Raw genomic sequence first — 12,072 nt, forward strand, 5'->3', positions numbered from 1 at the left:
TTATTCTAGTATAATTAAAGGTAGCTAATGTAGAGCGTAAACGATAGCTTAATTAGCAACTTTTAATTCTTTCGTAATTACAACAATCAATAAGACTTTCATGAACGATAATTCTCTCAGCAAATTAGAACAAAAATCTGTATTGCTTATGAACTTTGAAAATTCAGCAACCGAGCAGATATTAACTCTTATTGAACACTTTAACTTTAACAGCAATTTGGCAACAAACAAGCAGCAACTTGATAATTACATAAAAGCTAAACAATATGATTTAATTATATTTTTTATTAATAACCCAGACAATAAAGATGCTTTTAGCATTACTTCTGAATTACGAAACCAAAGGGCTACTTTTAAACTTCCGATTGTTATTATATCTACAATTATAGAACCAAATTGGGTGAATTCGATTGTTGTTGCGGGGGTGACTGAATACATAGTGCCACCACTAAATCAGCAAGTATTGATGACCCGTTTTATTCATGCGATTGAATATCCTATAAGAAATCATCAAACTAATATGATTGTTAATCCTGCACGAACATTCACCCAAAAAAATATAAGTGATTTATGTGTTTTAGTTGTCGATGATATTAGTGATAATATTGAGATTATTACCGGTGTTATCGGTGGTTCATACAAAGTAAAAGCTGCTAAGAATGCGGCCCAAGCGATGAAAGTGTGTTTGTCAGATTCGCCGCCTGAATTAGTATTACTTGATATTATGATGCCAGGTATTGATGGGTTAACTTTTTGCAAACAATTAGCCGCAAATCCATTAACTCAGGATATTCGGGTGATATTCACTAGCGCATTAACCTCCACTGATGATGTGGTCAGAGGCTTGAAACTTGGCGCTGTAGATTATATTCCAAAACCAATAATTCCAGAGATTTTATTAGCAAGAATCGATGTTCACAGTAAGCTGATTATTCAGCGTCGAGCGTTGCAAGCGCAAATTGATTTAATGTTAGACAATGCCCAGCGCTAATCTCACAAAGCCAAGTGATAACCAGATTTTCAACATTTCTCAATACTAGGCATATAACTTACCCTTCCGTATCAGCAATCGTTGACCTGCCCCATTTCAATGAAAGGTTTTAGCAATGTTCCAATAAGAAAAAACCACCAAAACATTACTCTGTTATGGTGGTTAATTAATTGGGTTTTGTATTGAGGTTAACACCCGAGCTGGGCGTTATAGATTTGGCCCTATTACTTAAAAGCTATTACTTAGAAACCATAACCATAGCAGGACGAATCAAACGACCATTTAATTCATAACCTTTTTGCATTACCGCGATAACAGTATTAGCAGCAACACCTTCGACTTCCTGCATCGACATTGCTTGATGTAATTCAGGGTTAAATGGCTGATCTTGTGGATCAATCGCAGTTACTGCGAATTTTTCCAAACCAGAAATTAAGCCTTGCAATGTTAAGTTAACACCTTCAAATATCGCTTTTTGCTCTTCAGCTTCTGCGTCAATTGTTGCTAATCCACGTTCGAGGTTATCAACAACTGTTAACATTTCAACGGCAAATTTCTCTAATGCGAACTTCTTAGCTTTGTCGACTTCTTGAGCACTACGACGACGCATATTATCTACTTCAGCTTTAGCACGGATTACGGCATCTTTGTTGCCATCAATAGTTGCTTGTGCCGCAGCAAGCGCCTGCTCTAACTCAGCAATTTTCTCTTGCTCTGGACTTAAAGTCGGTTGTTCCTGCTCTGCTGACTCATTAGATTCAGCAGAATCAACTACTTCACCTTCAACAGCCTGACTCTCAGCATTAATGTCTGCCTGATTTTGTTCTATATTCTCATCATTAGTTGGCTTGTCTGTATTAGTTGACTCAGTTGTCATTGATAACTCCAAAAGATACGTTAAATTCTCTAATTGTGGTAATTATGGGGTCTTAAAGCTAGGTTTCAAGCAGAAAATTAAACTATTTCGCAAAAGTGCTCTTTACAATAGGTAAAATAACAGTAAAACTGCCATAATTAATAAAAAACAATCAACTACTTAGTGCACAATAAATGACGCAAACGTATAAAACCATAGGCCTAATTGGAAAACCTGATCACGATGGCGCACTTGCGACCATTGCAGCGTTGCATCATTTTTTGGAAGATAATAACTATCATGTTTTGATAGAAGCGAAAGTTGCCAAAGTTCTAAATAAAGCCGAACACTATGGTAATGAAATCACCGCTATTGGCGAACAAGCAGATCTTGCCATTGTCGTCGGTGGCGACGGTTATATGCTTGGCGCGGCACGAGTGCTTTCTTGCTATGACATTGGCGTTATCGGCGTTAACCGTGGCAACTTGGGTTTTCTTACTGATTTATCTCCGGATAACTTAATTGAGCCATTAGAAGCGATACTTGCCGGTCACTATAAAACTGAACATCGATTTTTAATCACTGCTGAAGTATATCGCCATGGCCAACTAAAAAGCTCAAATAGTGCGATGAACGAAGCGGTACTTCACCCTGGTAAAGTTGCCAGTATGATGGAATTTGAAGTATACATTGACGATGATTTTATGTTTTCTCAACGCTCTGATGGCTTGATTGTAGCAACACCTACCGGTTCGACCGCTTATTCTATGTCAGCGGGCGGCCCAATCATGACGCCAAAACTGAATGCCTTGTCATTGGTTCCGATGTTTCCCCACACACTAACGTCAAGACCTATTGTCGTTGATGGCGACTCGGTATTGAAACTTGTTGTCGCAGCAGAAAACCATGAGGAACTGCAAGTCAGTTGTGACGGCCATGTCATTCTCGCGGTTATGCCAGGTGACGAAATTATTATTAAGAAAAGTAAATATACATTACGACTAATCCACCCAACCGATCACAATTACTTTAAAGTGTTACGTAATAAATTAAGTTGGGGCAATAAGATTTACTAAAATCTTATTGCTGGTCACCACACAACATTCTATAACATCCACGAATACTTAAGTATTGCTAGCACCTTAACACCATTAATTTCGCCACTCACTTTCCGTGCAAAGATTAAACTTGCATTAGCTGAATAACACTGGTAACTTTACTGTATATTTTAACAGTGGTTATATTTACAGTATTTTCTATTCCACTAATGGGTATATCAAAAGGTTGTGTGCATGTTACTTAATTTAACGATTAAAAATTTCGCTATCGTCAGTTACGTTGAAGTTGACTGGCAAAAAGGAATGACGACAATTACCGGTGAAACTGGCGCAGGAAAATCGATAGCGATTGATGCGTTAGGACTTTGCTTAGGCGAGCGTGCATTAACTAATACCGTTAGACCTGGCAGTGACAAGGCAGAACTTTGCGCAAGCTTTGATGTAACCGATAACAAAAGCGCTCGTCAATGGCTTGATGCCCATGACCTACAGAATGACGATGAATGTATTATTCGACGAGTCATTAGTTGTGAGGGCCGCTCCCGAGCTTATATCAACGGTAACTCAGTGCCACTAAATCAGCTAAAAACACTTGGCGAGAAGTTAATCAATATTCATGGTCAGCATGATCACCAATTGTTATTAAAATCGACAGAACAACGCCGCTTGCTTGATGCTTATGCAAATCACCAACCTATGTTAGCTAAGCTACAAAGTGCACAAAAGCAATGGCGTCATCTCAACAATGAGTTAGCGACTCTTCAACAACAAAAACAACAACGTCAAGCTGAACAGCAGTTATTGCACTATCAGGTTCAAGAGCTTGATGAATTCAATATCCAAGATGGTGAATTTACCCAATTAGAAAACGACTTTAAACGACATGCTAATGCTCAAAAACTGATGATATTATCGGAGCAAAGCCTGCAAACGTTAGCAAACGATGAACAGATGAACGCGATTAGCGCGTTACAGCAATCATTAGACAGCTTGTCACAATTAAGCGAAATAGATAGTAACGCTAAGGCAATCACTAGCTTAGTAGAAGAAGCAAAAATTAGTTTAGAAGAAGCATGTAATGATCTAAATCATTACCAACAAAGTATTGAAATAAACCCTGAACAATACGCGTTGATTGAAGAACGATACTCTACTGCAATAAATCTTGCGCGAAAGCATCATATCGAACCTGAAAATTTGCTCGAACACCATAAAGGTTTAGCGGCACAGTTAGCCAGTATCGCCAATGATGACATGAGACTAGAGCACATTGATAATGAGCTGCAAGATTGTCTGCATCAGTACCAACAACTAGCAACTAAACTTAGCGCATCGAGACAAAAGCAAGCGAAACTATTGGCGCAGAAAATCTCATCGGCGATGCATGAATTAAATATGCCAGATGCAAAATTTGAGTTGCAGTTAACAACAAATGAAAGCAGCGAACCAGCCATGTATGGTTTAGATAACATCGAGTTTGTTGTTGCTATGAACCCTGGTCAGTCGCTTGAGTCAATGGCAAAAGTTGCCTCTGGTGGAGAGCTTTCTCGCATCAGTTTAGCGATTCAAGTAATTTTGGCCGAAAAAGTCGATACACCGGTACTTATTTTTGATGAAGTGGATGTTGGTATTAGCGGCCCAACAGCGGCGAAAGTTGGTCAACAATTGCAGCGTCTTGGCCAAAATACACAAGTAATTTGTGTTACTCACTTACCGCAAGTCGCAGCAAAAGGTGACCAACAATTGTTTGTCTCTAAACTAATCGACGGTAAACAAACTCAGACTCAAGTAAGCCATTTATCAGCAGTTGCTCGTGAAAACGAAGTGGCGAGATTATTAGCTGGTGATCAAATTAGCCAAAGCAGTTTAGCAAATGCCAAAGAGTTACTCGCAAAAACGGCTTAAACCGAAGGTTTTAGACTGTAAAGAGTCAAAGTTAGTTCACTTTGATTCAAAGAAAGCGAGTTTTAGTAAAATTTTTGTCATATAGACAATAAAACACTTTAATCTAGTGCAACGCTTAGTTATTATCCTTGAACTAGATTTAAAGGAATCATGAGATGTTAACTCGCGCAGTAATATTAACATTAGCTCTAAGCTTAACTTCAGCTTGTGTTTATAAAATTGATGTTCCACAAGGTAATTACCTGGAACAAAAAGAAATTGATAAATTACAAGTCGGTATGACTAAAGAACAAGTAAAGTATATTCTTGGAAACCCAGTGATCAGAGATAGTTTCAATAATGACACTTGGTATTATGTTTACGAATTTTTATCAGGAAAGGGTGAAGAGTTTGATAAACGTAAAAGACTCACACTTAGATTTGAGCAAGAAGTCCTAGCAAGTGCTGAAGGTGATTTTGAAATTAAAGAAGGTTTCTATATTCCAATTCAATAAAGTCACCTGCTGTTAGGTCAACTAATGGCCAGGACAAACATAAAAAAACCAGCATAGTGCTGGTTTTTTGTTTTCTAAGCTTTCGTCATTTATTTATTTTTCTATACTTCCTGGCCCTTTGGACAGCCAAGGCGTAATGCAGTATTAAAAATAATAGCCATTTGCTTTTGTTAATAATTGTGCGCTATCAATTTTTTCTAATGCGCAGCTTTTCACATCAGACTTATGAAAAACTAACACTTTGTCTGTGGCACGACTATTCATTTTTTCGCCACCACCAACAAAAATAAAGGTTACATATTCATCATCAGGAATTGCTTTTAAGCTCACACCGTAGTCACAAAGAACTCTTGTGGTATCGGTTTCCATATCAGCAAAGTATTGTTTTTGCTTGGCTTCCAATTCAGCTTTAGTTTGCTTCGCCTTTTTTGCCATTTGAGCATTCTTAGTACGAAGTTTTTCACTTTCTTTTTTGATCTCTTTTTGCATTAGCTTAAGTTTTTCAATTTTTTTATCATACTCAGCGAGCTCTTCTTTTTCAGCATGTCGTTTTTCATAACTTAAGTCACGTTCAGCACGAGCTAAGTCGCGTTGTTTATATGCTAATTCACGCTCTTGTTCTCTTAGTTCACGTTGCATATCAGCCTCCTGATAAGCTAACTCCATTGCAACTTCAGCTTCTGCCATCGCCGCTTCTAATTCGGCTTGAAACTCTTCATCAAACAAACCTTCCATACCTTTGGGTGCAACCGGTACGACTGGCGTTCTTGGCATGACTGGCATATTAGGGCTAATTGAGCGCATCGAACCGCGGCTAGTCATGGTAAACACAGCGCCTTGACCTGCTAGATATGTATGTTCAACATTACTTAACCATGGTCCATGTGGTGTAACCTTTTTAGCGACAGATGTTTTTACAATATCACTCATAATATCGAGCTGTTTATGAATATCCTCAAACTGTTGTGCTTGACTCAAAAAAGGTATCATTGCAGCTATTGCAACTGACGTTGCGACTACTTTAGAGAAATTATTTTTAAACGTATTTACCTTAAAATTATTCATTATTTACTCCTTTGAGTTATCTATCGGGTAATTAGTATTTTGTAATGTTACAGGGCTAGTCATAGTGTTAAATGACTGAGTCTGAAGATTATATTCAAGCTTTTGTAACCGTAATTTTTGATCTAACAAGTCATCATCTCTTTGCTCGTTAACAAACTTAACTACAGCTGAAATGTCCTGTTGGCGCTCTTGCCTAGTTGTGGACATTAAATAGCTTGCGAGTTTTAAATTATTGTCCGTCTGACTTTGTTTTAAGTCGCTGACGAAATTGGTCATTACCACTTGCTGCTCTTTAGCAAAGTCGCCTAACTGTTGTTCTATTAGCGTATTTACATCTTTTGCTGTCTGCTGTTCTTGATGACCAAAATTAACCGCATAGCCTTGTTCTGTAGAGATGAACTGCACATTAAAAATCACCAACATAATCGCAAATACTGACGATGTGAATGACAATACTGGTAAACCTTGCCATTGCCACCACGGGCTCTTATCAGTACTGAATGTAGACTCTCGATCCCATGCAGGGACGTCCTCTTGTGCAATACAATGAACCTGTTGTTCGAGGTACCTTGCCATCGCTAGGCGCTGCTTTAACTCTGCATTGTCTTCAATACTTTGCTCGAACTGTACTGCTTGTTCTGCATCCAATTTACCATCGAGCCATAACTGAAACTGTTTTTCTGAATTAGACATAATCGAGCTCCAACTCTACCTTTAACTTATCTAAGGCACTATATAATCGTGATTTAACGGTATTAGAAGAAACACCTAATTGTGTTGCTATTTCATCAAAGGTAAATTGTTGAAAGAATTTCATTTCTACAACTAACCGCTGATTCACCGGTAATATTTGTAAACTACGTATTAAACTTTCTGCTTGCTGTGATTGCATCAACTCTGATTGCGGACAAGAATCTTTCTCATCGGCAACTTGCTCTGGTTCGTCATCCAGTGCTTGCCATGGTTTTTTGCGACGATAGTATTCAATGCAACGGTAATGTGCTATTCGAAACAACCAGGTTTTGAATTTACTTTCACCGCGAAAAGAAGAAAGGTTTCGAAATACTGCGACAAAAATATCTTGCAATAAATCTAAGGCATCATCCCTATCACCAACCATTCTCAGAGCGTAGTTATAGATTTGTGATTCATAGCGTTTAAGCAGTTCCATCCAGGCAGTTTTATTACCTTTAATTGCTTTGGCTATTAATTTTTCATCACTGCGCTCAAACAAAATGGCTCCTAATTATTATTCTCATCAACATTGCTTTTTGTTGTCTCTTTGTAGGTATAGTCGAGACAAGTTTCAAAATAGTTTGAAAAGATTAATAATTTATTTTTCAAACAAATTTTGAATCAAATCGGCAATCAAAGTAAACGTTTCAGAACGTAAACTGCCTTTTCGTTCAAGCATTGCGATTTGTCTATAGGCAGGATTTGGCATTTGAGCGACAGATAGAAACTCATTACTGGCAATACCTTTATCTATTGCCATTTTAGGTAAAAAAGTAAGACCTTTGTGGTGGATGGTCATTTGCAATAAAGTGGCAATTGAGGTGGAAAAGAATGGATTGATTTTTTTCTGATCAACAAGCTTACATGCTGACAGTGCATGCTCTTTTAAACAATGTTCATCAGATAACAGGAATACACTTCCATTAACTAATGATTTAAAGTTGCCGCTTTCAAGCACAGAATCGACAATGACTTTATCGCCAACCAATTCAATTGCATCTTGTCCCAGCATAGTTTCTTTAAACTGATTTGCATATTTTGCTTCAATAGGCAGCGCAAGTATAGCGACATCAATATCTCCGTTGGCTAATTGCTGCAGCAAAGTTTCGGTGGGTGCTTCAGTGATAAAAAGCTCAATGTCTGGTAATTTTTCACTTGCCAAAGAAACAACGTCTGTTAGCAGAAAAGGCGCGATGGTTGGAATTGAGCCAAGGTGGATCTGACCTTTACTGGCAATACCACCAGATTTAGAAAATTCCACTAAATTGGTAGCGTCCAAAATCAATTTCTCTGCCAAATTAACCACCGCTTTACCGTGAGCGGTAAAAACAAAGCTTTTATGATCGCGCTCAATAAGCTGGCAATCTAACAATTGCTCGAGCTTAATGATGGCACTACTTAAGGTTGACTGACTGACAAAGCATGCTTCAGCTGCTTTATGGAAATGTTGGTGCTCGTTTAATGCCAATAGATATTGTAAATGTTTTAGGTTTGGCAAATGGGTGTTCATCGATAAATTCAATCAGTAATTAATTATGGTTTAATTAATTTAATCTAAAATTGAATAAAAGCCAATTTTCATAGTGTTTTTTTATTAGTTAGTGAGCAATTAAATCCTATAAACAAAAACCCCAGCATGATGCTGGGGTTTGTTATTCGTGGTGGTAAATTTAGCGAACTAAATTCTTAACCTTTGGATTAACCTTGTGATTAACCTTTGTATAGGTTTTTGTATAAGATTTTTTGAGAACCAGCTTCACAGCTACCAACGACTTTATAACCTTCGTGCTCGTCAACTTCATCATTGTCAACAACCATCAAATCAAAATTTTCAACACCGTTATTCGAAATTTTAGTATGAATTTCATCTTCTAATTCATCACAATCTTTAACTTCAGCTTGAGCAGAAACAGAGAATAAAAGTGCAGCAGTAAATAATGAGATAAGTTTTTTCATTGGTAAATCCTTAATTGTTTAGATGCATCTATAATAACGCCTCTAAATTATTAAACTGCAAAGAAGTGTTGGAACTTTGTTATAAAATTGTAAACTCCAAGCTCGAGAACAACTTTAGCAGTACTCATAAAAAAGCCGGACACTGTTTTGTGTCCGGCTTGGTTATTAAGGTTTATTCTGAATTATAGGTTAGCTAAACGCCCCTTTAATCATCCAGAAGAACATAATTGATAATGCTGCGCCTACAGGTAATGTAACAACCCATGAAACAACGATGTTACGAACAACACCTAAGTTGATAGCCGCGATACCACGCGCCATACCTACACCTAAAACAGCACCAACTAATGTTTGAGTCGTTGAAATAGGAAGACCAGTACCAGATGCTACAACTACCGTACATGCCGCCGCTAATTCTGCCGCAAAACCACGACTTGGCGTTAGGTGAGTAATACCAGTACCAATCGTTGCCATAACGCGATGACCGAACAACGCAAGACCCGCTACGATACCAAAACCACCTAGAGGTAATATCCACCATGCAAGAGCCGCTTTAGATGCAATCTCGCCGTCTGAACCAACAATTGAAACAACTGCAGCTAGTGGACCAATTGCGTTCGCCACGTCATTTGAACCGTGAGCAAAGGCCATACAACAAGCTGTGATAACCATTAACACTGCAAATACTTTTTCAACGTTTATATAGTTAGCACGACGATTTTTACTTTCTTTAAAGTTCAAGCGAGAAATAAATATCTTACCTACTATCGCAACAACAATCGCAACACCAATTGCCCATAAGTAACCTTCAACAGCACCTAGCTCTAGACCAACATGTTTTAGACCTTTCTTGATAGTAACAAGAGACAAGATAAAGCCGGCAAGGAACATATATAGTGGTACCCACTTTTTCGCTTGCTGTAATGGATTATCTGTATCAAAGATAAGTTTTTGCGCACTGTTAAATATAATGAATGAAAACACACCAGCAATTAACGGCGTGACAATCCAACTACCAACAATACCTAGTACAGCGCCCCAGTTTACCGTATCTACACTAACACCTATCGCTGAGAAACCGATGATGGCACCAACAATTGAGTGAGTAGTAGAAACTGGCCAGCCCATGTAAGAAGCAATTAATAGCCAAACACCAGCAGCTAGAAGTGCTGAAATCATACCGAATACAAGTTGCTCCGGTATATCTACATAGAAACTTGCGTCAATGATACCTTTTCGAATGGTTGAAGTTACTTCACCACCCGCAAGGTATGCACCAGCAAACTCAAAGACCATGGCAATTAAGATTGCCTGTTTGATGGTTAACGCTTTTGAACCAACAGAAGTACCCATCGCATTAGCAACATCATTTGCACCAATACCCCAGGCCATAATAAAACCAACAATCGCAGCAAAAATAACTAAGGTGCTGCCGTAATTCGCTAAAATATCCATTACTTAATACCTTATCTTGCTAGCATGATTTCGAGACGAGCACCTACGCGCTCAGCTAAGTCGGCTAAGTCACCAACCCACTCAATGATTTGATATAAGAACATAACATCAACTGGATTCATGTCTTTTTCTATTGCCATTAAATTGCGACGCAATGTAATTTGCATGCGATCAGTGTCATCTTCTATTAACGCTAATTCAACGATCATTTTTTCAACAAGATCAACTTCGCGACCTCTAAAACCGGTTTCTAATAAATCGTCTAATTCGTAGATTGCCTCTGCAGCTTGTTTGATCGCATCAAGACAACGTTCTACATAAGCATTAAATTCACTCGACAATGCAGCAGGGATGACAAGCTGACGACCAAAGATTCGGCCCGCAATGTCCTTAGTCTTGTTAGCAATTTTATCTTGCTGCGATACAAGCTCTAATACATCGGTACGCTCTACTGGCATGAAAATCCCACCAGGTAAGTCGCTACGGATTTCACGTTTCAATGCATCGGCTTCTTTTTCCAATGTTGAAATGTTCGTACGAATATTTGAAGCTTCATCCCAGTCAGACTGTTCAGTAGCAACCAAGAAAGAAGGTAATAGTGCTGCACATTCATTTACTTTGCGAATATGTAACTCTAAAGGTTTTAACGGCGATTTTGCAAATACACCTAGAATTGAATTTCCACTCATATTATCTTCCTGCAGTATTTAGACTGCTTGATTAAATTTTGTAAGTAATATTTATACTTACATGCTGGCCATTAGGCCGTTATATCAATATTTAGTCTTTAAACGTCAAAGTAAAAACTAAACTACAACTATTAAATTAACCTACTTTTTATATAAAAAGTGCGACATACCAGCTGAATTATTGAACATTCTTTAATAGTATTTATTACTCTTTTTCTCTATTAAAGCTTCAACAGAATCAGTTTCCCTAGTAAACGCCGGCTATTATAAAGTGCTAATATGACAGTTTTGTTACAGTGCTAAAAAGAATTACAAAAGACGGTATAAACAAATCATTTTAAAGGGGAAGTAGCGACTTAATTCACTTGTGCAGTAGCGAAATATAACCACCAGTAAAATTGATTAACATCAAGTTAACCTATATAAAACAAGGCTATATTGTCTATAGAGCGACTTATTCGTTAATTTAAAAAGAAATATAGGGAGTGCATTGATGGATGACGAAAAATTAATTCTAATTTTAAAAATATGTATCGGTATTGGTATTGGCTTACTTCTTCTTGGTCACTATGTAATCTCTTATAGTGGTATTCCTGAAACCATGGGACCAGCAGGTATGGCGATTGGTGCTGGCTGCGTAGCATTCGGGTTAATATTCTCCCTACCAACAAAGATGTACCTCACCTTTTTATTAGTTAAACGTGAAAACACTCAAGACAATCACCTAGATAATAGTTAACACACAAGACGAGTAACTCGCGGTTCAGTAGACACTTTTGTAATTAATTCGTAACGAATAGCAGCATTTCGTTACAATTTAACTATGATAGATGCACAGAAAAGTTTTACATCCTTGCCACTTTGTTAT

13 protein-coding genes are annotated in these 12,072 nt (G+C 37.8%); 5 read left to right on the forward strand and 8 right to left on the reverse strand.

The annotated features are described in order from the left end of the window. The first annotated feature begins 100 nt into the window (after positions 1 to 100). A complete protein-coding gene (locus LT090_RS12520; protein ID WP_068545640.1) occupies positions 101 to 991 on the forward strand; it encodes a response regulator in 891 nt (296 codons plus the stop codon). A gap of 238 nt (positions 992 to 1,229) precedes the next feature. On the opposite strand, the gene grpE is transcribed toward LT090_RS12520, so the two are convergent. After that, positions 1,230 to 1,868, reverse strand: coding sequence for a nucleotide exchange factor GrpE (gene grpE, locus LT090_RS12525; RefSeq protein WP_068545639.1), 639 nt, complete (start codon positions 1,866 to 1,868; stop codon positions 1,230 to 1,232). Between the two features lie 173 nt (positions 1,869 to 2,041). Between grpE and nadK the strand changes: the two genes are divergently transcribed. From nadK to LT090_RS12540, 3 genes are all read left to right on the forward strand, one after another. Beyond that, complete coding sequence (gene nadK, locus LT090_RS12530; RefSeq protein ID WP_068545638.1) at positions 2,042 to 2,923, forward strand: NAD(+) kinase; 882 nt, start codon at positions 2,042 to 2,044, stop codon at positions 2,921 to 2,923. A 216-nt stretch (positions 2,924 to 3,139) separates the two neighbouring features. Next, complete coding sequence (recN, locus tag LT090_RS12535) at positions 3,140 to 4,810, forward strand: DNA repair protein RecN (protein ID WP_068545637.1); 1,671 nt, start codon at positions 3,140 to 3,142, stop codon at positions 4,808 to 4,810. Between the two features lie 155 nt (positions 4,811 to 4,965). Then, positions 4,966 to 5,304 (forward strand): outer membrane protein assembly factor BamE, encoded by a 339-nt coding sequence (locus LT090_RS12540; protein ID WP_068545636.1) that lies wholly within the window; start codon positions 4,966 to 4,968, stop codon positions 5,302 to 5,304. Between the two features lie 144 nt (positions 5,305 to 5,448). Here the strand turns inward: LT090_RS12540 and LT090_RS12545 are convergent, their stop codons facing one another. From LT090_RS12545 to LT090_RS12575, 7 genes are all read right to left on the reverse strand, one after another. Continuing rightward, on the reverse strand, positions 5,449 to 6,369 hold the full coding sequence (locus LT090_RS12545; RefSeq protein WP_068545635.1) for a coiled-coil domain-containing protein: 921 nt from the start codon (positions 6,367 to 6,369) through the stop codon (positions 5,449 to 5,451). Positions 6,370 to 6,372: 3 nt separating this feature from the next. Next, the gene (locus LT090_RS12550; protein WP_068545634.1) at positions 6,373 to 7,062 is read right to left on the reverse strand and encodes an anti-sigma factor family protein; all 690 of its coding nucleotides are present in this window, start codon (positions 7,060 to 7,062) and stop codon (positions 6,373 to 6,375) included. Beyond that, a complete protein-coding gene (locus LT090_RS12555) occupies positions 7,055 to 7,603 on the reverse strand; it encodes an RNA polymerase sigma factor (protein WP_068545633.1) in 549 nt (182 codons plus the stop codon). Before LT090_RS12555 ends, LT090_RS12550 begins: the two co-directional genes overlap by 8 nt. A 99-nt stretch (positions 7,604 to 7,702) precedes the next feature. Continuing rightward, complete coding sequence (locus LT090_RS12560) at positions 7,703 to 8,614, reverse strand: LysR substrate-binding domain-containing protein (protein WP_068545632.1); 912 nt, start codon at positions 8,612 to 8,614, stop codon at positions 7,703 to 7,705. A gap of 200 nt (positions 8,615 to 8,814) precedes the next feature. After that, entirely contained in the window at positions 8,815 to 9,060 is a 246-nt protein-coding gene (locus tag LT090_RS12565) for a DUF1161 domain-containing protein (RefSeq protein ID WP_068545631.1), read from the reverse strand. Positions 9,061 to 9,249: 189 nt separating this feature from the next. Next, positions 9,250 to 10,515, reverse strand: coding sequence for an inorganic phosphate transporter (locus LT090_RS12570; protein WP_068545630.1), 1,266 nt, complete (start codon positions 10,513 to 10,515; stop codon positions 9,250 to 9,252). Between the two features lie 11 nt (positions 10,516 to 10,526). After that, positions 10,527 to 11,204, reverse strand: a complete 678-nt coding sequence (locus LT090_RS12575; protein WP_068545629.1) for a TIGR00153 family protein — start codon at positions 11,202 to 11,204, stop codon at positions 10,527 to 10,529. Positions 11,205 to 11,697: 493 nt separating this feature from the next. On the opposite strand from LT090_RS12575, the gene LT090_RS12580 reads away from it, so the two are divergent. Further along, positions 11,698 to 11,943 (forward strand): hypothetical protein, encoded by a 246-nt coding sequence (locus LT090_RS12580; protein WP_068545628.1) that lies wholly within the window; start codon positions 11,698 to 11,700, stop codon positions 11,941 to 11,943. Positions 11,944 to 12,072: the final 129 nt, after the last annotated feature.

The organism is Thalassotalea crassostreae, from assembly GCF_001831495.1.
Taxonomy (GTDB): domain Bacteria; phylum Pseudomonadota; class Gammaproteobacteria; order Enterobacterales; family Alteromonadaceae; genus Thalassotalea_A; species Thalassotalea_A crassostreae.